Annotated in this window: 24 protein-coding genes; 12 read left to right on the top strand and 12 right to left on the bottom strand. The window is 40.6% G+C overall.

The genetic code is table 11. From position 1 onward, the window contains the following. Positions 1-9 precede the first annotated feature (9 nt). Entirely contained in the window at positions 10-1014 is a 1005-nt protein-coding gene (gene gap / locus ACM44_RS01585; RefSeq protein ID WP_048498369.1) for a type I glyceraldehyde-3-phosphate dehydrogenase, read from the top strand. Positions 1015-1256: 242 nt separating this feature from the next. Here the strand turns inward: gap and ACM44_RS01580 are convergent, their stop codons facing one another. After that, positions 1257-2027, bottom strand: a complete 771-nt coding sequence (locus ACM44_RS01580) for a hypothetical protein (RefSeq protein ID WP_048498368.1) — start codon at positions 2025-2027, stop codon at positions 1257-1259. A 188-nt stretch (positions 2028-2215) separates the two neighbouring features. On the opposite strand from ACM44_RS01580, the gene ACM44_RS01575 reads away from it, so the two are divergent. Beyond that, positions 2216-2728: a DUF488 domain-containing protein gene (locus ACM44_RS01575; RefSeq protein ID WP_048498367.1), complete on the top strand. Its 513-nt coding sequence runs from the start codon at positions 2216-2218 to the stop codon at positions 2726-2728. Positions 2729-2852: 124 nt separating this feature from the next. Here the strand turns inward: ACM44_RS01575 and ACM44_RS01570 are convergent, their stop codons facing one another. Both ACM44_RS01570 and ACM44_RS01565 read right to left on the bottom strand, forming a co-directional pair. Next, complete coding sequence (locus tag ACM44_RS01570) at positions 2853-3632, bottom strand: tetratricopeptide repeat protein (RefSeq protein ID WP_152669278.1); 780 nt, start codon at positions 3630-3632, stop codon at positions 2853-2855. Positions 3633-3742: 110 nt separating this feature from the next. After that, entirely contained in the window at positions 3743-6580 is a 2838-nt protein-coding gene (locus ACM44_RS01565; RefSeq protein ID WP_048498365.1) for an alpha-amylase family glycosyl hydrolase, read from the bottom strand. A 259-nt stretch (positions 6581-6839) separates the two neighbouring features. Between ACM44_RS01565 and aqpZ the strand changes: the two genes are divergently transcribed. Further along, positions 6840-7592, top strand: coding sequence for an aquaporin Z (gene aqpZ / locus ACM44_RS01555; RefSeq protein ID WP_048498363.1), 753 nt, complete (start codon positions 6840-6842; stop codon positions 7590-7592). Between the two features lie 53 nt (positions 7593-7645). Here aqpZ and ACM44_RS01550 read toward each other — a convergent pair whose 3' ends face one another. The 3 genes from ACM44_RS01550 to ACM44_RS01540 are packed head-to-tail and all read right to left on the bottom strand — an operon-like array spanning position 7646 to position 9894. Further along, entirely contained in the window at positions 7646-8656 is a 1011-nt protein-coding gene (locus tag ACM44_RS01550; RefSeq protein ID WP_048498362.1) for a LuxE/PaaK family acyltransferase, read from the bottom strand. Further along, positions 8653-9417 carry a UDP-2,3-diacylglucosamine diphosphatase gene (locus ACM44_RS01545; RefSeq protein ID WP_048498361.1) on the bottom strand — a complete coding sequence of 255 codons (765 nt, stop codon included), beginning with the start codon at positions 9415-9417 and terminating at the stop codon, positions 8653-8655. Before ACM44_RS01545 ends, ACM44_RS01550 begins: the two co-directional genes overlap by 4 nt. A 30-nt stretch (positions 9418-9447) precedes the next feature. After that, positions 9448-9894, bottom strand: coding sequence for a 6-pyruvoyl trahydropterin synthase family protein (locus tag ACM44_RS01540; protein WP_048498360.1), 447 nt, complete (start codon positions 9892-9894; stop codon positions 9448-9450). Positions 9895-9975: 81 nt separating this feature from the next. Between ACM44_RS01540 and ACM44_RS01535 the strand changes: the two genes are divergently transcribed. Beyond that, positions 9976-10629 (top strand): ComF family protein, encoded by a 654-nt coding sequence (locus ACM44_RS01535; RefSeq protein ID WP_048498359.1) that lies wholly within the window; start codon positions 9976-9978, stop codon positions 10627-10629. Positions 10630-10636: 7 nt separating this feature from the next. Here the strand turns inward: ACM44_RS01535 and ACM44_RS01530 are convergent, their stop codons facing one another. Further along, a complete protein-coding gene (locus tag ACM44_RS01530; RefSeq protein ID WP_048498358.1) occupies positions 10637-10969 on the bottom strand; it encodes a zinc ribbon domain-containing protein YjdM in 333 nt (110 codons plus the stop codon). A gap of 146 nt (positions 10970-11115) precedes the next feature. On the opposite strand from ACM44_RS01530, the gene ACM44_RS01525 reads away from it, so the two are divergent. Beyond that, positions 11116-12321 (top strand): RsmB/NOP family class I SAM-dependent RNA methyltransferase, encoded by a 1206-nt coding sequence (locus tag ACM44_RS01525; protein ID WP_048498357.1) that lies wholly within the window; start codon positions 11116-11118, stop codon positions 12319-12321. 101 nt (positions 12322-12422) lie between these two features. On the opposite strand, the gene ACM44_RS01520 is transcribed toward ACM44_RS01525, so the two are convergent. From ACM44_RS01520 to ACM44_RS01500, 5 genes are all read right to left on the bottom strand, one after another. Next, positions 12423-12719 carry a TM2 domain-containing protein gene (locus ACM44_RS01520; protein WP_048498356.1) on the bottom strand — a complete coding sequence of 99 codons (297 nt, stop codon included), beginning with the start codon at positions 12717-12719 and terminating at the stop codon, positions 12423-12425. A gap of 51 nt (positions 12720-12770) precedes the next feature. Beyond that, on the bottom strand, positions 12771-13292 hold the full coding sequence (locus tag ACM44_RS01515) for a nitroreductase family protein (RefSeq protein ID WP_048498355.1): 522 nt from the start codon (positions 13290-13292) through the stop codon (positions 12771-12773). 21 nt (positions 13293-13313) lie between these two features. After that, positions 13314-13763 (bottom strand): hypothetical protein, encoded by a 450-nt coding sequence (locus tag ACM44_RS01510; RefSeq protein ID WP_048498354.1) that lies wholly within the window; start codon positions 13761-13763, stop codon positions 13314-13316. Between the two features lie 105 nt (positions 13764-13868). Then, positions 13869-14606 carry a 23S rRNA (guanosine(2251)-2'-O)-methyltransferase RlmB gene (rlmB, locus tag ACM44_RS01505; protein ID WP_048498353.1) on the bottom strand — a complete coding sequence of 246 codons (738 nt, stop codon included), beginning with the start codon at positions 14604-14606 and terminating at the stop codon, positions 13869-13871. Positions 14607-14723: 117 nt separating this feature from the next. Continuing rightward, positions 14724-15194, bottom strand: coding sequence for a DinB family protein (locus ACM44_RS01500; RefSeq protein ID WP_048498352.1), 471 nt, complete (start codon positions 15192-15194; stop codon positions 14724-14726). Positions 15195-15468: 274 nt separating this feature from the next. On the opposite strand from ACM44_RS01500, the gene ACM44_RS01495 reads away from it, so the two are divergent. The 7 genes from ACM44_RS01495 (at position 15469) to ACM44_RS01465 (ending at position 22995) form a co-directional block, all read left to right on the top strand. Then, positions 15469-16473: an AAA family ATPase gene (locus ACM44_RS01495; protein WP_048498351.1), complete on the top strand. Its 1005-nt coding sequence runs from the start codon at positions 15469-15471 to the stop codon at positions 16471-16473. A gap of 71 nt (positions 16474-16544) precedes the next feature. Next, entirely contained in the window at positions 16545-17408 is an 864-nt protein-coding gene (locus ACM44_RS01490; protein WP_048498350.1) for a DUF58 domain-containing protein, read from the top strand. After that, positions 17409-18308 (top strand): BatD family protein, encoded by a 900-nt coding sequence (locus tag ACM44_RS01485; RefSeq protein ID WP_048498349.1) that lies wholly within the window; start codon positions 17409-17411, stop codon positions 18306-18308. A gap of 3 nt (positions 18309-18311) precedes the next feature. Further along, positions 18312-19316, top strand: coding sequence for a vWA domain-containing protein (locus ACM44_RS01480; RefSeq protein ID WP_152669279.1), 1005 nt, complete (start codon positions 18312-18314; stop codon positions 19314-19316). Between the two features lie 95 nt (positions 19317-19411). After that, a complete protein-coding gene (locus ACM44_RS01475; RefSeq protein WP_048498347.1) occupies positions 19412-20419 on the top strand; it encodes a vWA domain-containing protein in 1008 nt (335 codons plus the stop codon). 90 nt (positions 20420-20509) lie between these two features. Further along, positions 20510-21253 (top strand): tetratricopeptide repeat protein, encoded by a 744-nt coding sequence (locus ACM44_RS01470; RefSeq protein WP_048498346.1) that lies wholly within the window; start codon positions 20510-20512, stop codon positions 21251-21253. Then, positions 21253-22995, top strand: coding sequence for a BatD family protein (locus ACM44_RS01465; RefSeq protein WP_048498345.1), 1743 nt, complete (start codon positions 21253-21255; stop codon positions 22993-22995). Before ACM44_RS01470 ends, ACM44_RS01465 begins: the two co-directional genes overlap by 1 nt. Positions 22996-23038: the final 43 nt, after the last annotated feature.

The raw sequence follows: 23038 nt of genomic DNA, 5'->3' as shown, positions 1-23038 counted from the left end.
ATAAAAATTATGTCAACAATCAAAGTGGGAATCAACGGATTCGGAAGAATTGGGCGTCTTGTTTTCAGAGCAATGTCCGAAAGAGAAAACATCGAAGTGGTGGGAATCAACGACCTGATCAATGCCGAATACATGGCTTATATGCTGAAATATGATTCTGTACATGGTCAATTTCCGGGGGAAATCTCAGTGGAAGGAAACGACCTCATCGTCAATGGAAAAAAAATCAGAGTAACTGCCGAAAAAGATCCCAACAACTTGAAATGGAATGAAGTGGGCGCAGAATATATCGTGGAATCTACAGGTTTGTTCCTCTCCAAAGAATTGGCTCAAGGACACCTCAATGCAGGTGCAAAAAAAGTGTTGCTTTCCGCTCCTTCAAAAGATGACACCCCAATGTTTGTCATGGGTGTAAACCACAAAGAATTGTCTCCGGATCAAACGATTTTTTCCAATGCGTCTTGTACCACCAATTGCCTTGCTCCCTTGGCAAAAGTGATCCACGACAATTTCGGAATTGTGGAAGGTTTAATGACGACCATCCACGCCACCACAGCAACTCAGAAAACTGTTGACGGTCCTTCCATGAAAGACTGGAGAGGTGGCCGCTCTGCTTTGAACAACATCATTCCTTCTTCTACAGGTGCTGCAAAAGCAGTAGGGAAAGTGATTCCTTCCTTGAACGGAAAATTGACCGGAATGTCTTTCAGGGTTCCAACAGCAGACGTTTCCGTGGTTGACTTGACCGTAAGATTAGAAAAAGCAACTTCCTATGACGAAATCTGTGCAGCAGTGAAAGCGGCTTCAGAAGGCGAACTGAAAGGAATTTTAGGATATACCGAAGATGCTGTGGTTTCTCAGGATTTCGTGGGAGAAAAGAGAACTTCAGTTTTCGATAAAGACGCAGGAATTATGTTGTCTCCTAATTTCGTGAAACTGGTTTCCTGGTATGACAACGAAATGGGATATTCCAATAAACTGACCGACTTATTGGTACACTCCGCATCGATCTAAGCGTCGATCCATAATACAAAAACCTCCTGAAAACTCGGGAGGTTTTTTCGTGGAGCCCTGCTTGTCGGCAGACAGGGTGGCTATCTTAAATTTGGGCAATCCCCTCTCCTTTCCAAAGCAGCACCTCGGGTCGGGCTGTACACTGCAATCTTTTTTTTCCAGCACCAAAAATCCCCATCCAAAAAAAGGATTTCCGTTTCCATCCCTATTGCGGGGAGCGTCTTCAATAGGAAGGTTGGTTATCATTCTCCAGTTGGTTGAAGTACTTTCTTATTTTCTTTTTGCTTCAGTTTCCAATACCAGTAAATTGCAGCGACTGGAACACCGATTGTAATACTGGAATTTAAATAACCCATCGCCGAAAATCCAAACCCGATAAAGGTAAACTGGAAAAGTTTAAAGCTGAAACCCGTAACAGGATTGTAAATGAAAGTGGGAAAATTGAGCAGAATAATTGCGATGTATTTCAACCATTTTCTTTTCAGCCCACTTTTCCTGATCTTGTTGATCATGTAGATATTGAATGTGGTAACAATTAAAGCCAGAACTCCTAAAACATAGTATAATGTCATGTTAGGAATCGGATATTTTACATCCAGTGGTGTCACGTTCAGAATTTTTTTACTCTTGTCATCAAATAAAAATTGCAGCACGCCGAAATCTTTTTCATTTTTAAACTGCATCAAAACAATCGTTGAGTTGGGTGGCGTATTGTTTTTCTCCTCCGTTGAAAAACGTTTTTGGGAAGACATGAAGTCGTACTCAATATTTTTTCCAAAAAGGGTAATAAACTTTTGTCGGAAATTTTCGAGTCCATTTTTCATTTCTTCAACATTGGCATCTTTTGCGGTTTCACTTTCCATCGCAAAATAAGGGATGCTTTCATCCACACTCTTATTAAGTAGCGTGTTCATGAATTTCTTCGAAGTTTCCTTGTATTCCATCGTATTTTGAAGAAAACTACAGGAAATTACTGTCATTGCAGTAAAGAAAAGTATCAATTTGTTTTTCATAGTTTTATTACGTGGCATTCTTAAAGTCAAAGTAACCACTGCGTAAATATAAACATATCTCGCATTTGTACAAATCTCATCGATCCTAATTCGGCTCAAAACTTGCTGCAAATACCAAAATTTGTCTTTTGTCTTTGTTCTTTGTTCTTTGTTCTTTGCTCTTTTCTCTTTTCTCTTTTCTCTAAAAAATGAAAACCATTTTCACCATCGGTCATTCCAATCGCCCTTTCGAAACATTTCTTGAAATGTTGAAATCCTTTGAGATCGAAGTTTTAGCCGATATCAGAAGATATCCCGGTTCCAGGAAATATCCGCAATTCAACAAGGATTCTTTACAGATGACCTTGCCCGAAAACGGAATTGAATACGTTCATTTTGAAGATTTGGGCGGAAGAAGAAAAGTGCAGCCCAACTCAAAAAACACCGCATGGAGACTTGATGCCTTCAAAGCTTACGCAGATTATATGGAAACAGAAAGTTTTAAGAAAGCCACTAAAGAATTGGAAAAAATCGCAACCAAAAAAAGGGTTTGCTTTATGTGTTCTGAAGCGGTTTGGTGGAGTTGCCACCGTTCGCTGGTTTCCGACTACCTTAAAACCGAGGGTTGGAATGTGCAGCACATTATGGGAATTGGGAAAAGTTCAGAACATCCTTATACGAAGGCAGCGCGGATTTTCGATGGGAAACTTCTCTATTCATGAAGACAAAAACAGCCCGCAAACACGAGCCGTTCATTATTATGAATTTGAGAAAGAAATTGCTTCGCAGTATCCCGCAATAATTTAGATAAATCAAATAAAAACTCCGGATATTTCATAACTTTTTTCAGCCGCCCCCTAATGTTTTCTTCACCATTTCAGGTAGTCCATTTTTGTTTTGCACTTTTTCGTAATATTTCTGAGCTTTATTAATCATCTTTCGGTCAGAATTTTTGATTCCAAGTTGTTTCAGGCATAATGCATAATACCCGTTGAAAGTATCGTCCTTCTTAAAATATGATTCTACATTCTCGAAATAGGGGATTGCTTCTTCATATTTTTCATTTAAAGTTAGTAAGACCGCTTTTAATGATTGACAATCTGAATTGGAAGATTTGTATTTTTTTTCGGCAATATTTATGTTTTCAAGCCCGTTTACATAGTCTTCAATAAACAAAGAAGTCAGCCCAATTCCATAATATCCTTCAGGATTATCTGGAAAATACTTGGTCATTTCCTCGAACTTTTTTCTAGAAAGGTTTATTCGTCCAACCTTCATACTTAATGTTGCGAGGTTTTGTTTGAACTCAATCGATCGATTTTGCGCAAGACTATCCGCAGCATGATAAAAAATTACAGCATCATTCTCCATATTGCTTAATCTTAAAGTATACCCTGCCCAAAAATAGGCATCACAGAATGAATTATCTTTTTGTATCACCTCAGAAAAAATCTTAAAAGCTGCACCAATATATAAGTTTTGTTGTACAGCTTTAATTCCGAGAGGATAGATTTTGTTAATCCTTTCATCGTCCGGTTTTTTACAGTATGTTCTATTTCCTAAGAAATAATCACTTTGATTCTGTTGAGAAAGTAAGCTTGAAAGACTCACAAAAGTCAAAATCATGATCAAGATTTTCTTCATATTTGGTCTTATTGATATATTGTCGATACTCAAATATACAAAAAAACAGCCCGCAAACACGAGCCGTTCATTATTTCAAATTGGAGAAGAAATTACTTCACGATCATTTTAGCCACTGCAACTCCTTTGTCGGATTTCAGTTGGATCAAGTAAGTTCCGGAGGTCAATCCGCTTACGGAAACTTCCTGATTTCCTTTTGATTGGATTGTTTTAATTGACTTCACTTCTTTTCCGGAAAGATCATAAATCGCCAAAATTCCATTGTCCGCATTCGTATAGCGAAGATTTGCAACGCCATTGATCACCGGGTTTTGAGTAACGGTTAAAGTCACCGCATTTTTCACGGAAACGGTTTCGCTGGTGGACAAAGCAGCTCCATCACCGAAGATTCTGAAACCACCTGCTTCGATGGTAATCGGAGCAGCGGTGTCCGTAACAAACATGGAGGTATTATCCATCAGGTTAATCCAGTTGATATTTCCAATCGGAAAATTCGGAACTATGTTTTGTGTGGAAGTAGTAAAATTCGCCAGGATCACCACATTTTTCAAAGCGGTTGGTGCAGCATTATTGGTGATGAAAATTCTCGGCATCAAGTTACCGGATTCCACGGTGAAGTTCTTGGTTCCAAAAACGGCAGGATTCGATAAACGTATTTCCAGGATTTTCGCCCAGGTGTCGTAAACAGATTTTCTTGCGGCATCGGTATCGTAACCCAGTGCAAATGCAGAAGGTTTCGGATCAAGTTTGCAGTTAGGACTCACAGTGGTTCCATCCGAACAAAGATTGATGCTCTTATCAAATCCCAATTCCGCAAACTGCCAAATCATTTTCGGCCCCGGAACAGTTAGAGACACTGCTGCGAGAGACTTCTGTCTTTGCAATGCCGCTGAAAGCATGTTTGCACCGGAAGCTCCGTAAGTCAGGTTTTTGTACATGATTCGCTCTTCATCATGACTTTCTGGATAACTCAAAGCCCTCAAGTCAGTGAATCCGTGCGTACTGTATTTCACTCTGTTGAAGTTGCTGTTAGTAGCAAAACCCATGGTATTCTGGTTATATGGATCGGTTTCTTTGTCCCACATCATCACGCCTTTTCCCTCTGAAACTCTGTAGTTCGCCCATTGCGCTTCCTCAGAATCTGTACCTAAATGCTCGAAAATAATATAAGAGGTCGGATCCCAATTCCACTGATAATCCGCATATCCTTTCAGTATATTCACCCGGTCCTGCTGATAAGCATTGGTGCAGGTTTCGTCGGTATTGGTACAAGCTTGGGTAAATCCTTTGGTCAAATCCCACCGGAAACCATCTATTTTGTATTCCTTGATCCATTGTTCCAAAACACGGTTCACGTAATATTTGGTATCTGACGAAGAATGGTTAAGGTCATTAAAAACGCCGTAAGTATGTTTCGCCACAGTATTAAAATAGGGATTACTTGCAGATGGGTCGCCATATCCGTCACCATCCGGATCTACACACCATAATCTCTCAATCGGACTTCTGCCGGTGGCGTGATTCAGTGCGATATCCAAAATCACTGCAATTCCATTTTGGTGGCATGTATCAATAAATTCCTTGAATTTTTCAGGAGTCCCATAGGCTTTATCGAGCGCATAATGAAAACCTGTATTGTAACCCCATGAGCTATTCCCATCAAATTCCATCACCGGCATCAACTCTACTGCATTGATTTTCAATGATTTCAAATATTGCACTTTATCGATCATCGATTGCCAGTTTTGCTGCGAGGTGAAATCCCTAACCAAAAGTTCATAGACGATCAGATTATCTTTAGCAGGTTTTGCAAAATTGGTTACCGTCCAGTTATAGGCTGGTTTCGCAGTTTGTATGACAGAAACCTCAAAATCCTGGCCTGCAGGATACGCCGGAAGATCTGGATAGGTATTCGGTGAGATATACGGATCATCATATGGCGACAAAACCAGCGGCGAATATGGATCAGCTACCTTGATTCCATCTGCAGTTCGGTATTGGAAGGTATAAACTTGCTGCGGAGTAAGTCCGGTAATTTCAATCCAATAAAGGTTGGTATTCGTGGTATCGCGGTTCATCAGATAGTTTCCGCTCACCGTCCAGTTGTTGAAACTTCCAATTACGTGTACATAAGGTTTTCCAGGAGCATAAAGCGCCAAACCAACTTTGGTGGGATCTGCAGGATCATAGCTGATTCCCTGCCTCATATAAGTCGGGATTAGTGCGCTTGGAACCGGCGCAGCTACATTCACTGTGAAAGATTTGGTCACTGTTGTGGCATCCACCGGATTGGTCGCAACCACATCCACGGTCGCATCCTGAGTGACGGTATAGTTATAGCTCAAACTTGTGGAAGGAGATGAACTTGTGTAAACGGGATTCCCGTTAGATTTCACCACATAGTTTGCAGCAAGGGAAGCTGTGCCGGTAATATTCAGCACAGTGCCGGAACTCACCACATTCACACTTCCCGCAAAAGGATTGGTCAATGTAAACTGAAATTTTCCAACATTGGCAATGATGTCCTGAGATTGCACGGAACCGTTCAGCGTTTTAACCAAAAATCCGATTTTCGTCAATGGATTAGGACGGTTCCCGTAGAAAGATTTCACAGTGTTCATCGTGAAAGTATAGGTTCCGGTACCTCCTGAACTGGAAACATAAGTCAGTTTGTTGGCTGGGTTCGAAGCGGTCCACGTTCCGTTGGTCGGGCAATCCATACTGGTGTTTGTGGTATCATAGGACCAAGCCCACAAATAAAGCGCATGCGAAGTTGCAACGCCGTAAGCATTTTCATTCAGTGTGAAAGTGATCGTAATCGCTTCAGTTTCATCAAAACTTGGCGGATTGATTGACGAAGTAACCGTAGTCTGCCCAATAGCAATAAAAGGAATCAACCAGGCCAAAACCAAAGTGTAAAAATATTTCATAACCCTTAATTTTTTATAAGACTGTAAAATTAAAAAAACTTAAGGACAAAATACGGTTTGAACTCATTTATATCTGTGCAAAAAGCGGGTCCATGCCGCAAAATACTTTCAGGTTGAAATAATGTGAGACAAGTTCTGATGAAAGCCGGCAGAATTAAAACCAGAGCCAACTTTAAACTCATTATAAAAATCTTTAAATCAAACAGTTGAATCATATAGAAAAATCTTAAATTTGAATAAACTTAAAAACTAAACTGTTATGGCAAAAAAATTAATTGCTGAATTTTTCGGCACGTTTTGGTTGGTATTTGGAGGTTGTGGCGCTGCCATCTTTGCTTCCCAGATTGCGCCTTCCGCAGATTCTGGACAGATCGGAATCTTGCTCCTCGGCGTTGCATTGGCATTCGGACTTACTGTTCTCACGATGGTTTATGCAGTAGGACACATTTCCGGTGGACATTTTAATCCGGCAGTTTCTTTCGGATTGGCTGCAGGAGGCAGACTTCCGTGGAAAGATCTTCTTCCTTACGTGGTTTCCCAATGTGTCGGTGCATTGGCTGCAGCGGCTTGCCTCTACTTGATTCTAAAAGGCGCAAATGGCGGTGAACTGGTACAGTTTCAGGGAAAAGGCGGCGAATTTGCGAGTAATTTTTATGGAGAAGCCGTTTACTTTGGCAGAAGTTACAGCATGATGGCGGCATTTATGGCAGAAACTTTACTGACCATGTTCTTCATCATCGTCATCATGGGTGCCACAGACAAATTTGCCAACGGAAAATTTGCCGGAATCGCAATCGGTTTGTGTCTCACCTTAATCCACCTGATCTGCATCCCAATCACCAACACTTCCGTGAATCCTGCCCGATCACTTTCACAGGCAGTTTTCGTGGGAGGCGAGGCTATTTCTCAACTTTGGTTGTTCTGGGTCGCTCCAATTTTAGGCGGAGTAATCGGCGGAATAATCTACAGAACGCTGCTTCAGAGAACTGACGAAGAAATGACAGCAGCTTAATTTTTAACTAAAAATATTTGAAGACCTTCGGAAAAAATAATCCGAAGGTTTTTTTACGAAACCAGCAATGAGCAGCCACGGATATCCGAATGGTCAATCCGGCCCAGAACCTGGAACGCATTTCCTAAACCGATCCCATGCGGTTTTTTTACCATTTTGCCCAAATCCTGGGTCGCAATAAATGAGCAGGAATGCCTGTTTGCCAAATCAATGATATTGATCGCACCTGTCCTTCCCTCTTCCACATAGGAAAATGGATCCTCCGTATTTCTGATCAAAATCCTCATCCAGTTGGGACTTTCATAAATATTATTTCCTAAGGAATAAGCCTGAGAAAGCAATTCCGTCATAGAATATTCCGAGTAAATCCGCTCGGTTCCGAATCCTTTTTTGAAGATTTCCAGCAGTTCGTCCTTGGTCATCTCAGATTTCCTGCCTTTCATTCCACCCGTCTCAATTACTGTCAAACCAGATAAGTGGTTGATTGACTTAGTTTTAGATTTTAGAAAATCCAGAAAATCTAGCAACGCGAATGAAACACCAAAAAGAATTACTTTTTGATCATTAAAAGTTTGCAGGAGTTCAAAAAGTTCGGAATGGTTGTAAAGAAAATACCCGTTTTCCGGCTTTGCAGATTTCTTCATCAGAAAATCAACCATATAAATTAAAGACGAGTGTGGATTTTCAGAATAATTGGGCAGTAATCCAAGAAAAACATAGTCTTCCGGCTTCCCGATAAACTGTTCAAAACTCCGGGAAATACTTTCCTCGTACAAAGAAAAATCCGCAATAAAATGTTTAGAACGCGTCTGAATCTGTGTGGTTCCCGAACTTTGGAAGAAACTTTCCGTTGTAGAGTTTTGGTCCAAAACCAAATGATTTTTAAACATCTCAATCGGGAGAAATGGAATTTCTTCTACCTCATCAATTTCATTAGGATTCTTTTTCAAATAGTCGCAAAACCGGCGGTAAACTTCCACGTTCTCATATTGATAGCGGAAAGTTTCCAAACATGCGGAATGGAAATCGGTTTCTGTTTTGATGTTGAAAATAGTGTCGGTCATTTTTCAAATTCCTTCAAAAGAAATTCATCTTGAAACTCACCATAAGTAAAATAGGAAATCCAGTCGCCAAGATTGATGTACTGTGCCTTTCCTTCCAATTCAAGTACCATAGGAAGATGGCGGTGACCGTAAATAAAATAGTCTATCTCTTCCGATTTCAGTTTTTCCTTGGAATAAATAATGAGGTATTCTTTGTCTTCCCCCAAAAACGCCTTGTCTTCTTCGCCGGAAATCATCTTGTTTTTGGTTGAAAGATAAATCGCAACTTTCATGGCAATATCTGGATGCAGCCATTTGAACGCCCATTGCGCAGCAGGATTGGTGAAAAGTTTCTTCATCCTTTTATAGCCTTTATCGCCGGGTCCAAGTCCGTCACCGTGTGCGAGCAGAAATTTTTTCCCATTGATCTCGAAATATTGTTTTTCGAAAAAAACCTGGCAACCGATTTCTTCTTCAAAATAATTTTTCATCCACAAATCGTGGTTTCCAACAAACATGTACAAATCAATCCCGGAATCTTTCAGTTCCGCCAGTTTTCCCAAAACCCGCACATAGCCTTTTGGAATCACATGTTTCCACTCATGCCAGAAATCGAACAAATCACCCATCAAGAACAAAACCTGAGCATCATGTTTGATTTCATCCAGCCAACGGATAAATTTCTCTTCCCGCTTCTTACTTTGCGCCACAGTGGGCGCACCAAAATGCTGATCGGAGCAGAAATAGACTTTTTTACCGGGATTTAACGTTATTTTTTTCAAATTGATTCTTTTGCCTTGTTTCCAGTTAATTTAGATATTTTCTTCAGCTACCCATTCTCCATAGGAATTTTCGGTTTCATGAAGTTTTAAATAGGCCAGTTGCACATGATTTGGCAAACGGTTTTTCACTTTAACTGAGATTTCATAAAGCATATTTTCACATGTTGGCTGAAAATTGCAGTAAATCACCTTATGTCCTTTTTGTTCCAAATCTTCACCCAGTTCTTTGTGCGGGGAAAGTGCATTAATCAAAACCGCATGGTCCCAAACATCTATGATCTCTTCTTTCACAATTTTTTTGATATCGCCAAAATCCACCACCATTCCATTTTTCGGGTTTTCCAAATCATTGATGGGATTTCCTTTCACCGTGACAAACAGTTTGTAGGAATGTCCGTGCATATTTTTGCATTTCCCGTCATAATTATAAAGGACATGCGCCGTTTCGAAAGTAAAGATTTTGGTGATTCGTATCATGCTGCAAAGATAATTTATTTGCTGCGAAGTTGGAAAAAGTAGGGATTGACAAAAAATTGTACCTTTAAATAAAATTCAACCATGTTTCTTCATCTGCTTTTTCCAAACCGATGCATAGAATGCAGCAAAATCATTTCTGCGGAGGAATTGGTTTGTGAATTGTGCTTTAGAAAAATCAATTTTACCCATCATTACTTTGGACGAGACAACCAGTTAAAACAAGAATGTAAACTGCTTTTCCCAATTGAAAACGCCTTCGCCTTAATGCAGTTTGAAAAGGAAAGTCTGAGCCGGAAAATTGTGCATTCGCTCAAATATGGAAAACGTGAAAAAGTGGGAAAAATATTGGCAAACTGGACCAAAGAACGAATCTCTTTTGAACAAGAACTACCCGATTTAATTACCACCGTTCCGCTCCACCCGAAAAAACTGAGAGAACGAGGTTATAACCAACTCCATCTTTTCGCGGACCTACTTTCCACGCATTTTAGAATTCCTCGCGACCATCAACTATTGAGAAGGAACCTTTACAAAAAAGCCCAAGCAAAAAAATCCAAATCCGAGCGAGTGGTCACAGAAAACCTGTTCTCCCTAAACAAAGAAATTTCGGGGAAACACGTTTTGATCATCGACGATGTTTTCACCACGGGAAACACGATGAGTTCCGTGGCTTGGGAAATCCTGAAAAATTCGGGGAATCGCGTATCGATTCTGGTCATCGCGTTGGATGAATAAACGCAGCTTATGCCTTCTTCACAAACTCAGATTTCAGCGCCATGGAGCCAAATCCGTCGATTTTGCAGTCGATATTATGGTCTGAATCCGGACGAAGTCTAATATTTTTCACTTTCGTTCCCGCCTTCACCGGTTTTGGAGCGCCCTTCACCGGCAAATCCTTGATCACCACTACGGAATCGCCATTCTGCAATTCGTTTCCATTGCTGTCGAAAATCTTATCCGCATTATCCGATTCTTTTGGATCCCACTCGTGGAAGCATTGTGAACAAACCATCATGTGATCCTGTTCATAGGTGAATTCCGATTGGCATTTTGGGCAAAGTAGGGTGTCGCTCATTTTTAAATTTTTGCAAAGATAGGGATTGATTTTGGCTTTTGAAACTGATCAGTGGCAGTCATCAAATGTGCGAAAACCATCAAATTCCATTAAAAACCCTATTTTTGCAAAGCCAATAGCCAAATGCTATTAGCCAAAATCAAACAATGGAACTGATCCACAGAAACCTCCTTATCGGAATACACGACGCACTTCAGGAAACTTTTTTCCAGGAAAAGAAATATGCAGATAAAGTGATCGAAAGACTTTTGAAGGCCCACAGAAAATGGGGAAGCGAAGACCGAAAAGTGGTTTCGGAGATTTTCTATAACATCATCCGGTGGAAAAAACGGTTGGAATATTATATGGGAGAAGGCGTGAAACCGAACAATGTTTACAAACTGATTCTCGCCTATCTTTTGTGGAGCAAAACCCATTACAAAAAATTCGAAGAGTTTGATGGAATCAAGATTGCAGATATTTTGACCAAACTGAAAAAAGGAACCGTTCCCACAAAGGCCATTGAATATTCCATTCCCGAATGGTTGGCAGAAACTTTGGAGAAAGAATTGGGCAAAACCTGGGAAAAGGAAATGCAGGCACTCAACGAACAAGCTCCGACCATTCTTCGTGCAAACACCTTAAAAACTACCGCCAAACATCTGATAGACGAACTCCACGAAGAAAATGTGGAAAGTTTCCAAATCAGAAATTATCCCGATGCAGTGCAGCTGGAGGAAAAGAAAAACGTATTCCTCACTTCTGCGTTCAAGGAAGGCTTGTTTGAAGTTCAAGACGCATCTTCCCAAAAAATCGGGGAATTCCTGGATGTGCGCGAAGGAATGCGCGTGGTGGACGCGTGTGCAGGTGCAGGTGGAAAAACCCTGCATTTAGCGGCACTCATGAAAAACAAAGGGCAAATCATCGCTTTGGATATCTTTGAGTGGAAATTGGCCGAACTGAAACGCCGCGCGAAAAGAGCCGGAGCACACAACATAGAAACCCGATTTATCGACGATAACAAAGTCATCAAAAGACTACACGAAAAAGCAGACCGACTATTGATCGATGCGCCTTGTTCCGGTTTAGGAGTTTTGAAAAGAAATCCAGATTCCAAATGGAAAATCGATGGCGAATTCATAGAAAGAATCAAAAAGGAACAGCAGCAGATCCTTCAGGATTATTCCAAAATGTTGAAAAAGGGCGGAAAAATGATTTATGCGACCTGCTCTATCCTGCCTTCCGAAAACAGCGAGCAGGTGAAAACTTTCCTTGAAAACAACTCGGAATTCTCTTTAATTAAAGACCAAAAAATCATGCCGAGCGAAGGTTTCGACGGATTTTATATGGCGTTGATTGAGCGGAAAAATTAAAAATAAATACCACCAATTAACAAGTAATTTATTAGTGAGTTGGTGGTATTTTAATTTTCAAAAACCCAATTCCGGGTTCAGTCCAAAAAAATCGGGTCGGTTTAGAACCAAGCCTTCTTGTTCTGAACATAAGTCTGGTCAAATTGTTCATCGCTCATCGTCAGGTAAATAATTCCCTCAATAAAAGGGATAATAGATGCCGCTCCACACGTCACGATATTCAAAACGATTTGGATGATCCCCTCATTAATGTATCCCAAATAAAATTTATTTGCTCCAAAAGCGCCCACCAAAATCCCCAAAAGTCCCGCTGCGAGCTTTTTCTGGGATTTATAGTTACCGTTTTGGAAATTTTGATTTTGTTGCGATTCCGGATGGTTATAGCCGTAAGTTTCCATAATTTATTTTCTAAAGTTATTTCTCCATAAGTCGGCAATCGCCGGAAATCGTTACAGTTCCCGATTGAGTTTTCCCATATAGAAAAGTCCGTAGCATTTTTGGTTTTCTTCCAAATTCAGAAAGTCGCCAAGGTGGCGAATCATTCCCGGCGTGCTCCAGTAACAGCCAATTTCATTGACCGCACAAGTCAAATACATATTTTCTACGGCAGCTGCAGTGGAGGCAATTTCTTCCCACTCGGGAACTTTGCCGCTGAAATTGATGCAGATCGCAATTACGGTATCTGCCATGGAAATTTTGTGGGGGATATCTTCATATTTCTTTGCAATGAAGTTTTCCGGAGCAGTGGTTTCTTTATAGATTTTTGCCAGCTGATTTCCGAGCCGGTCTTTTTCCTCAGCCCGGAAAACCTTCAGACGGGCGGGATAGGTTTTTTTGTGACTCGGGACATATTTCGCAGATTCCAGAATTTCCGACAAGACAGCATCTTCAATTTTTTCTGGGGAGTAATTTTGGGGAAAAGTACTTTTTCTGCTTTTTAGAATTTCTTTTAATATTTCAGGTTTATCCATTTTATTGAATTTGAAAATCAGCTACATCACGTATTCGATGGTCTGACTTATATTATTTAGGACAAAGGAATCGCCCGGCTTTTTTCCGAACATGATTTTTGCCATCGGGCTTTCTTCGGAAATGGCATAGAAACGGTCGCCTTCAAAGAAAAATTCACCCAAGGATACAGAAATGTAAAACCTCGCCTTATTCGTAAAAACCAACGAACCCCGCTGAACGGTATCTGTTGGCGTGTTTAGGACTTTGGTTAAATTTCTTCGCAAGTCGTTTAACGCCGCAAGCTGCTTCTGCATCTGGTAAATTTCCTCCTGCATTTCCTCGCGAATCGAATCGTATTTCGGAGTTTTCTTAATTTCCCAGCTTGCTTCCAGCGTGAATTCTATAAATTTTTCAAGTTTTTCTATTTTGCTAATGATGGTGTGGCGAACAAAATTGCGTACATCATTTTTAAGAATTCTATTCTTCTGCATGGGCCAATTTTTAAGTAAAGATAAAAAAATGCCTTCTACTTTGCTCTGTCATGATTTGGCGATGATAAGTTTCAATGCAGCTTCAGAAAGTTCTCCAAATAAAATTTACCCCTGAAATCTCTGACGAACCGCTTCATACAAAATCGCTCCACATGCCACGGAAACATTCAGCGACTGGGTTTTTCCCTCAATGGGTAATTTGATTTTTTCGTCGGAATGATGCAGGACCTCTTTAGAAATTCCAGTCTCCTCATTACCCATTACCAAAGCGCATGGTTGAGTGAAATCCACATCGTAAACCAGTTTTTGGGCTTTTTCGGTGGCGGCAAAAATCTGAACGCCTGATTGCTGCAGGAAATCCACGGTATGTGCCAAGTTTTTCTCTTTGCAGATCTTCATATTATAAATCGCACCTGCCGAAGTCTTTATGGCATCTGAATTAATGGGCGACGCTCCTTTTTCCGGAATAATGACCGCATCGATTCCTACACATTCCGCAGTTCTGCAGATCGCGCCGAAATTTCGAACATCGGTCAATCGGTCCAAAATCAAGAGAAACGGGGTTTTCCCAGCTTCAAAGATCTCGGGCAAAATGTTTTCAATGGAATGAAAAGGCACATCCGAAATAAAGGCAACCACACCTTGGTGGTTTTTTCGGGTAAACCGATTCAGTTTCTCTACAGGAACGTAATTCGGTCGGATTTTGTGTTTGCTCAAAAGCGCTTTCAGTTCAGCGTAAATCGGACCCTGCAACGCGTTTTGCAAAAATATTTTGTCGATGGTTTTACCAGCCTCAATGGCCTCGATGACCGGGCGCAATCCAAAAATAAAGTCGTCTTTCATATTTTTATAAGGAATAATGAAGAATTAATAATGAATAATGTTTACTTCAATATTGATTAAACTTTGGCCACTTTTACAGCCCAATTATTAATTGTTCATTTTTAATTTTTAATTATTTTAAAATTCTTCTCCCAGAATCGCCCTTTTCTGCGCCATCGCATAACCATAGTGCAGGCTTTCATGCATATTGTTAAAGATAATGGCGTCCTGAATATTTTTTAAATCCAAACCAAAACTCGTGGTATAAGGCGTGTATTCTGAAAATAAATCGGCGTCATAATCTTTGAGTAAAATCTTTGAAGTTTCGATAAGAAGGAATGCCAAATCGTCCACTTCGGACTGCTGCACATTCAGGTTGGGAAGTGTCCCTTTCTTGTAGGTTTCAATCCAGTATTTGTCTATTCTAAAGGGATTTCCGCTGAGATAATAGCAAAGAAGTTGCTGGGTTGCAACGGTGTGCGCGATGTTCCAATACATATTATTGTTGAAGCCATCCGGAATCAGCATCAAATCCTGCATGGAGCAATTCTGCAGAATTTCCAGTAGGTTTTTTCGAACCTGACGGTGTGCCTGAAAATGATAGTTCATTTGGAATGATTTAGTGTCCAAAGGTACGGAAAAAGTCCGAAGAGCGAAGTTGGAGGACCGAAGACCAAATGGTGATGCAATAAGAATTGGTCTTGGATTAACAAACAGAAAACACCCCTCCCAAATCAAAATACTGAAATCAGTAAAAATCCGTCTGCGGTTTTTGCGCTTCAGACTCCCTTCTTTTAACAAACTTTAACTCACCATTGGCATTAATTGTGTTGATTGGTGTCGGTATTTATTAGAAATTTACCGATTAAATCCACAAGAAACTATGGCGGAACTACATCAAGCAGAAGATATCAGACAATTGACAGAAAAAGTAAGGGAGCTGAATTACTTTTTTTCGCTTTTAAAACAAGAGATCAACAAAGCAATCATCGGTCAGGAATATATGGTGGACCGACTCCTGATCGGACTTTTAGGAAACGGTCACGTGTTGTTGGAAGGCGTTCCGGGATTAGCGAAAACTTTAGCGATTAGAACTTTGGCAGATGCGGTCCATGGCGATTTCTCCAGAATCCAGTTTACGCCCGACTTGCTTCCTGCCGATGTGGTGGGAACCATGATGTATAACATTAAAGACAATGATTTCTCCATCAAACGCGGACCGATTTTCGCCAATTTCGTTTTGGCAGATGAAATCAACCGGGCTCCTTCGAAAGTGCAGTCTGCACTTCTGGAAGCGATGCAGGAAAAGCAAGTAACCATCGGTGATGAAACCATGCAGCTTCCTAAACCATTCCTCGTCTTGGCTACACAAAACCCGATCGACCAAGAGGGAACCTACCTTTTGCCGGAAGCACAAAGCGACCGTTTCATGCTGAAATGCACCATCACTTATCCGGAATTTGAGGACGAAAGAAAGATTATGCAGATGGTCGCCACCTCTCACCAACCGGAAATCCGATCAGTGATTTCTATGCAGAATGTATTGGATGCAAAGCAGCTCATCAACCAAATTTATGTGGACGAAAAAATTGAGAAATATATTCTCGACATGGTTTTCGCGACACGTTTCCCTGAAAAATACGGACTTTCTGAACTAAAAAATTATTTGAGTTTTGGGGCTTCACCCAGAGCATCGATCAATTTAGCAATCGCCTCCAGAGCTATGGCTTTTTTGAAAAACCGGGCCTTCGTGATTCCGGAAGACGTGAAAGAAATCGCCAAAGATGTCCTTCGGCACAGAATCGGATTAAGTTTCGAGGCAGAAGCTGAAGAAATTACCTCAGATGAAATCATCAATAAAATATTGGGAAAAATCCAGGCACCATAGATCAGCTGGAACTGCAGAAAATTGCAGAACTTAGCTAGCGAACTCCCGATATTTGAAACTGGAACCGAAGAATGGAAATAAAAGACATCATCAAGAAAGTCAGGCAGATTGAAATCCGTACCAAGAAAAAGACGGAATCCACTTTGATGGGGCAATATCACAGTGCCTTCAAAGGACAGGGAATGACCTTTTCTGAGGTGAGGCGCTATCAGTTTGGTGACGACATCCGGCGAATCGACTGGAACAAAACCGCTCGTTTCAGGGAACCTTATGTGAAAGTGATGGAAGAAGAGCGTGAACTGACACTGATGCTTTTGGTGGATATTTCCGCATCGATGGATTACGGCACAAAAACGCAGCTGAAAAGAGAATATGTCGCTGAAATCTGCGCAAGTCTGGGATTTTCAGCAGCTGGAAACAACGATAAGGTGGGATTAATCCTTTTCGCCGACAAAGTCTATAAAGTAATTCCCCCCAAAAAAGGAAAAAAACATATTTTGGCAATTCTGAGCACCATCTTGAGTGCTGAACATGTTCCCGCAGAATCAAAAATAGATGAAGCCTTACAGTTTATGATGAGTGTTTTCAAGAGAAAATCAATGGTTTTCCTGTTTTCTGATTTTGAGGACCAGTATGATTTGAAGATTTTGCGGGTGGCCTCCAAAAAGCACCAATTGCTTGGAATGAGAATTTTTGACGATAAAGATGATGAGATTCCGGATATCGGCTATGCCCTGTTTCGGGATGCAGAAACCGGCAGACAAGTTTGGGCCAATACCTCCGCCGCAAGATGGCGTTATCATTTTGCGGAAAATCAAAAACAGAAAATTAAAAAAATTACCGAAGATTTCGAGAACTCCTCGGCGACCTTTATGAATGTGAAGACCGCGGATGATTACTCCAGATATCTTTACGAATATTTTAGAAAAAGATAGATGTTCAAAAAAACATTTTTAATCCTATTAACTGTTCTCAGCATTTTCGGGCAATCGCAAATACTGGGTTCCAGACTCGACAAAAAAACCTTGGCGTTGGGAGAAGTCGGCGTTTTTAAAATCAACATCTCCAATCTTCAGGGGAAAGATGTGGTTTCCGCACCGAAGAACGAATTGCTTCCGTTCCATTTCGAAGAGGTGAAAGACAGCATCAGCAAACAGCAGGATTTCTACGAAAGAATCATCGAATTTCAAGTTTTCGAGGAGGGAAAGTTCAGTATTCCCGCGCTGGATTTCAAAATCGGCGGACAAGTTTACCACACCATTCCTTATGAGGTGGAAGTCATCAACACTGCGCAAAAAGGCGACCAGATCAATGACATCATGAAAAACAAAGAGGTAAAACTCCAAGTGCAGGATTATTGGGAACTCTACAAATGGTACATTCTGGGAGTTTTAGCGCTTATTGCCTTGATTTTCATTATTTGGCAAATCTTGAAATTCGCGAAACGAAGAAAAAATTCGCCGGTCATCATGACCAATCAAACCTTGCGAGAATTGGAGGGTTTGAAAAAGAAAAAATATATAGAATCCGGAAATTACCGCTCGTTTTATGTGGAACTGATCGATATCTCCAGAAACTTTATCACCAAACAATACAGAATCCCGGCAGATGTTTTGCTCACCGACGACCTCATTGATGTTTTGAAAACGAACAATACCATTTCCAGAGAAAACGAGGAAATCGTGGAAGACGTCTTTCTGCGAAGCGACTTGGTGAAATTCGCAAAAACATTTCCGGATCAGGCCACCATGTCAAAAGATTTAGAAGATATCCGTGCTTTTGTAAAACGGTCCTCAAAAGATCTGGAAGCTGAACATTTAAGAACAGGAATATAAATGATGGAAACGATTTTTCCCAATTTCGAGTTTTACAGTCCATGGTTGCTGCTGCTGTTTTTGGCGTTTATTCCGCTTTTGATTTTAGACGTAAAGAAGAAGAAACGAACCGGAATCAAAGTACCTTCCACCAAAAACATGGAAGAAAACAAAGGGATCCTTTTTGTTTTATTTCTGCTAAAAATTTCGAAATACTTGATTCTATCGGCATTGATCATCGCGATTGCACGTCCGAGAACATTCACTATCTCCCAAAACAATGACGACTCAAAGGGAATCGACATCATGCTCTCTGTGGATGTTTCCCTCAGTATGTTGGCTAAAGATCTGGAACCGGACCGATTGACCGCATTAAAAAAAATCGCAAAAAATTTCGTGTTGCAAAGACCTGCAGACCGAATTGGACTGGTGACTTATTCCGGCGAGGCTTTTACAAAAGTTCCCGTAACTTCCGATCATGCCGTTATTTTAGATGAATTGGACAATCTGAACACTTTGGAACTGCAACCCGGAACCGCGATTGGCGAAGGACTTTCCGTAGCGGTAAGCCATTTGAAAAACTCCAAGGCAAAATCAAAAATCATCATTTTGATGACAGACGGCGTAAACACCATCGAAAATGCGATGCCGCCGCAAGTGGGCGCACAACTCGCCAAAGCCAACGGAATAAAGGTTTACTCCATCGGGATTGGCACCAACGGATATGCTTTAATGCCTACAAATATTGATATTTTCGGAGATTTGGTGTTCAATGAAGTGGAAGTTAAAATTGATGAACCCGTTCTGAGGGAAATTGCGCAAACTACCGGCGGAAAATACTTTAGAGCAACTTCAGTTCAAAGCCTGGAAGAAGTTTACAATGAGATCAACCAGCTAGAAAAATCAGAACTGAAAACTTCAAAACTGTATAATTATCAGGAATATTTTAGAACGTTTTTGTGGATTGCACTCGGTGTTTTGTTGCTGGATGCAATTTTGAGGTGGGTATTTTACAGGTTTCTGAGCTGAAAGATAGTGATCGGGTTTTTAAGTTTTAAGTCAAAAATGAAAATCAAATCTCTCCCAGCAACCTCAAACAAATTCAAACTTTAAACAAAATTTTTGTGAATTGGTATTTAGGAAATAATTGGTATCTATTGCTGCTGCTGCTTTTGCCGCTGCTGGGATTCATCATGTTCGCTTATTTAAAATGGAAAAGCAAGCGGAAAAACATTTTTGCCGAGTCCAGATTCCAGGAGCAACTTTTCGAGAAAAAATCCGGATTTTCCAAAGTTTTACCGGTGCTCTATTTAATCGCGACATTCTTTCTGATTCTCTCCATCGTAGATGTTCTGAGTGGATCCGAAGAAATACAGTCCAAACAAAAAATGAATAATGTGATTTTCCTGCTCGATGTTTCCAACTCCATGAATGCGCAAGACATCAATCCAAACCGATTGGACATGGCGAAAAACATCATGGTTCAAACAATGTCGAAGATGAAGAACGATAAAGTCGGAATTGTGGTTTTCGCGGGAGAAGCATCTTCAATCATGCCATTGACGACTGACTACTCAGCAGCAGAAACTTACATTGGCGGAATTGAAACCAACGTGATGAAAATTCAGGGAACCGATTTCTTAAACGGAATGAAAGTCGCGGCAGAGAAATTCAAAAACGTGGCAAAAGGTTCGAGAAAAGTCGTTTTATTGAGCGACGGCGAAGATAATGAAGGAAATGAAAAAGCGGCGATTCGTCTGGCGAAGAAAGAAGGAATTTCGGTGGTGAGCGTTGGAATTGGAACCGAGGAAGGCGCACCGATTCCGGAATATGTTTTCGGTCAGTTGATGGGCTACAAAACCGATCGGAACGAACAAACTGTGATTTCAAAAAGACAAATCAACGCATTGCAAAATATCGCCCAGGAAACCGGCGGAACTTATGTGGACGGAAATAATTTGGACAATGCAACCTCCGAAATCATTGACGGATTACATAAAACTTCCACTTCTTCTGAAAGTTTGGTGAAGTCTCAGAACGCAATTCATTATTACCAATATTTTCTGGCGGTTTCGCTATTTTTCTTTCTGTTCATTTTTCTGGTGAATCCGAAGAGGGAATTTAACCTTTAAGTGCAAATCAAAGTATTAAAGCCACATTTTAACCGAAATTTAACAATTCCTCATTACCTCGTTAACAATTAAAGGAATAATTTTGCAGTAATGTACACAAATGTTATTTTTTCGGCAATTCTTGCAATTACAGGTTTTATTTTTACTTCAGCTCAAGAAAATTACAACACCCTTATTTTTAAGGGAAACCAGCAGTTTGATCAGAAAAACTATGAATCTGCATCCTCTAAATTTATGGAAGCCGCAAAATTGAACGACAGGGATTTTGCCGCACATTATAACTTAGGAAATGCCCTGTACAAAAGCGGCAAATTTGAAGAAGCAAAAGCAGAGTTCGAAAAAGCCGAAAAACTTTCAACCACTATTCCGGACAAGAAAGCAGCCCTCTATAATTTGGGGAATGCCTATATGCAAAAAAACGACTCCAAAAAAGCAGCCGAACTATACAAACAGGCATTGAAGCAAGATCCATACAACGAAACCATCCGAAAAAATTACGAAATCGCTATGCTGAAAGAAAAAGAAAAACAGCAGCAAAAAGACCAGAAAAACAATTCCGGCGGAGGTGGCGGAAAGGACCAAAATAAAGACCAAAACCAAGGAAATGAAAAGGGAAACACCCCAAAACAGGAACAGGGAAATGGTCAGCAAAATAAAGGAAGCGGCACCGGAAAAGATCCTAACCAAAACCAGCCGAACAACAATAACCAAATGCCGAAAGACCTGGAAAACTCCATCATGAACCGGGTTGAAAACAAAGAAAGAGAAACCGCAAAACGGATCCTCAACAAAAACTCCTATTCTATGCCGCAAAGCAACGAAAAGGATTGGTGATGAAAAAGAAAATTCCATACATACTGTCTTTGTTCTCCGCGCTTTTTGCTTACGGACAAGTTACCTTGGCGGTTTCTGACGTGAAAGAAGCAAAACTAAACCAACGCTTCAAACTCACCGTTTTATTGGAAATCAGCGGTGAAAACATGATGCAGGAAACTCCGCTGAGAATGCCCGACTTGTCAAAATTTGACATTATCGGGACCGCTTCAGAGCAAAATACCATCGTTCTGGATGCGAAAAAAGGCGATGCGGTAAATCAAATGGTTTACCAACTCGTCCTAAGTCCGAAACAGGCAGGAAAGATAAAATTCGGTTCCGTTTTGGTGACGGTCAACGGAAAAATATACAAAACCGAACCTTTCGACATCAATGTGCGAGATCAGGAGAAAAAATCATCGGTCGCTGTAAACACAGATGAAGACAATATTTACCTAAATCTTGAAATTCAGGATCGCGAAGTTTACAAAAACGAATCCACGATTGCAGTGTTGCGAGCTTACAGCAAAGATTACGGAAGTTTCAGAAGGGTTGGAAACATCCAGATTCCTAAGCAACGAAACGCTAATTTCAGAACCGTTAGTTTTGCAAAATCAGAAATCGAAACCTCTGCGGGAATGAATTCGCAAGTGATCGCGGTGTTCATCGTTTTCCCATCGGAATCCGGAAATGTAGAAATCAATCCAATTGCAGCATCAATTTCGAATGCCGACAAAGTGGAGAAAATCAAATCCAATCCTGTGCGGCTGAATGTAAAAAAACTTCCGGATGGAATGCCTGCGAACTACAAAAATGCCGTCGGGAATTTTGAGATTTCGGTAATCCACAAGAATGCTTCAGAACATGCTGAAATTGAAAAACCCGTCACGGTTTCGGTCAAAGTTTCCGGCGTGGGCAATTTCGAATCTCTCCATTTGCCGAAAATCGTGGAATCCAGCGACTATATTTCTTACGCTCCCAAAATCACCAACAAAACCGTGGCCAGCCGAAATGGATTAAGCGGAGCGATCACGGCAGATTATATTGTGGTTCCCAAAAAAGCCGGTCCACTTTCGATTACTTTTGAAGACTTTTCTTTTTTTGATCCCAATGAAGGAAAATATGTCGATTTAGGGGCAAAATCGATCGCATTGAACGTGAAAACCCCGCAAGAAATAGCGAACGAGAAATCTACGTTGGAAAAAGTGAACGATTACACCAATATTGTTTTGGAAACGGTGAACACGCCGGTTCTCCAAACCAACAACCTGATCATCAAAGACACCGAAAAAAACCAAATCAACTGGAATATTGTTTTTGGAAATTTGGCGTTGCTTTTTGGTTTTGTATCCCTACTTTTCGTGGTGCTTAAAAAAAGAGGGAAACGAAAGCCGCAACTTCAAAAAGCCGACAAAAACTTTGTCTCCATTGCAGAAACTGAAGAGCTGATCAGACAAGATTTAGGGAACCGTTTCGAAGAAAATATCGAATATCTAAAAAAATTAAAAGAAAATAAAGAATTTCAAAAGTTCTTCGCTGCTTATGAAGACCTGAAGAATGAAACCAAAAAAGCGAATTCCCTCACTTCTGAATCAGAATTCAACCAGTTCATCGAACAATCGAAAGGACAATTATTGGCCGAAAAATACAGGGCACTTTCTGAGCAAATCCAGTTTGAAAAATACGCACCCGTTCCTTCTGAAGAAAGTCTGGATGACCTTCTAAATACCATTATTACGGTTTATTCAGAGATTAACAAATAATCAATTATTTTTTATATTTTTGCCAAATTATTAATTTGAAGGA

It is taken from the genome of Chryseobacterium koreense CCUG 49689 (assembly GCF_001045435.1).
Lineage (GTDB): Bacteria > Bacteroidota > Bacteroidia > Flavobacteriales > Weeksellaceae > Kaistella > Kaistella koreensis.
This window is presented reverse-complemented; position numbering and strand designations above follow the sequence as displayed.

What these genes read in the sequence shown, in the direction of transcription:
- ACM44_RS01575 (WP_048498367.1), top strand. Translation starts at nt 2,216, where the DNA reads ATGAAAACCATTTTCACCATCGGTCATTCCAATCGCCCTTTCGAAACA.
- aqpZ (WP_048498363.1), top strand. Translation starts at nt 6,840, where the DNA reads ATGGCAAAAAAATTAATTGCTGAATTTTTCGGCACGTTTTGGTTGGTA.
- ACM44_RS01500 (WP_048498352.1), bottom strand. Translation starts at nt 15,194, where the DNA reads ATGAACTATCATTTTCAGGCACACCGTCAGGTTCGAAAAAACCTACTG.
- ACM44_RS01535 (WP_048498359.1), top strand. Translation starts at nt 9,976, where the DNA reads ATGTTTCTTCATCTGCTTTTTCCAAACCGATGCATAGAATGCAGCAAA.
- gap (WP_048498369.1), top strand. Translation starts at nt 10, where the DNA reads ATGTCAACAATCAAAGTGGGAATCAACGGATTCGGAAGAATTGGGCGT.
- ACM44_RS01540 (WP_048498360.1), bottom strand. Translation starts at nt 9,894, where the DNA reads ATGATACGAATCACCAAAATCTTTACTTTCGAAACGGCGCATGTCCTT.
- ACM44_RS01515 (WP_048498355.1), bottom strand. Translation starts at nt 13,292, where the DNA reads ATGGATAAACCTGAAATATTAAAAGAAATTCTAAAAAGCAGAAAAAGT.
- ACM44_RS01470 (WP_048498346.1), top strand. Translation starts at nt 20,510, where the DNA reads ATGTACACAAATGTTATTTTTTCGGCAATTCTTGCAATTACAGGTTTT.
- ACM44_RS01580 (WP_048498368.1), bottom strand. Translation starts at nt 2,027, where the DNA reads ATGAAAAACAAATTGATACTTTTCTTTACTGCAATGACAGTAATTTCC.
- ACM44_RS01495 (WP_048498351.1), top strand. Translation starts at nt 15,469, where the DNA reads ATGGCGGAACTACATCAAGCAGAAGATATCAGACAATTGACAGAAAAA.
- ACM44_RS01485 (WP_048498349.1), top strand. Translation starts at nt 17,409, where the DNA reads ATGTTCAAAAAAACATTTTTAATCCTATTAACTGTTCTCAGCATTTTC.
- rlmB (WP_048498353.1), bottom strand. Translation starts at nt 14,606, where the DNA reads ATGAAAGACGACTTTATTTTTGGATTGCGCCCGGTCATCGAGGCCATT.
- ACM44_RS01490 (WP_048498350.1), top strand. Translation starts at nt 16,545, where the DNA reads ATGGAAATAAAAGACATCATCAAGAAAGTCAGGCAGATTGAAATCCGT.
- ACM44_RS01530 (WP_048498358.1), bottom strand. Translation starts at nt 10,969, where the DNA reads ATGAGCGACACCCTACTTTGCCCAAAATGCCAATCGGAATTCACCTAT.
- ACM44_RS01465 (WP_048498345.1), top strand. Translation starts at nt 21,253, where the DNA reads ATGAAAAAGAAAATTCCATACATACTGTCTTTGTTCTCCGCGCTTTTT.
- ACM44_RS01525 (WP_048498357.1), top strand. Translation starts at nt 11,116, where the DNA reads ATGGAACTGATCCACAGAAACCTCCTTATCGGAATACACGACGCACTT.
- ACM44_RS01565 (WP_048498365.1), bottom strand. Translation starts at nt 6,580, where the DNA reads ATGAAATATTTTTACACTTTGGTTTTGGCCTGGTTGATTCCTTTTATT.
- ACM44_RS01520 (WP_048498356.1), bottom strand. Translation starts at nt 12,719, where the DNA reads ATGGAAACTTACGGCTATAACCATCCGGAATCGCAACAAAATCAAAAT.
- ACM44_RS01480 (WP_152669279.1), top strand. Translation starts at nt 18,312, where the DNA reads ATGGAAACGATTTTTCCCAATTTCGAGTTTTACAGTCCATGGTTGCTG.
- ACM44_RS01550 (WP_048498362.1), bottom strand. Translation starts at nt 8,656, where the DNA reads ATGACCGACACTATTTTCAACATCAAAACAGAAACCGATTTCCATTCC.
- ACM44_RS01570 (WP_152669278.1), bottom strand. Translation starts at nt 3,632, where the DNA reads ATGATTTTGACTTTTGTGAGTCTTTCAAGCTTACTTTCTCAACAGAAT.
- ACM44_RS01510 (WP_048498354.1), bottom strand. Translation starts at nt 13,763, where the DNA reads ATGCAGAAGAATAGAATTCTTAAAAATGATGTACGCAATTTTGTTCGC.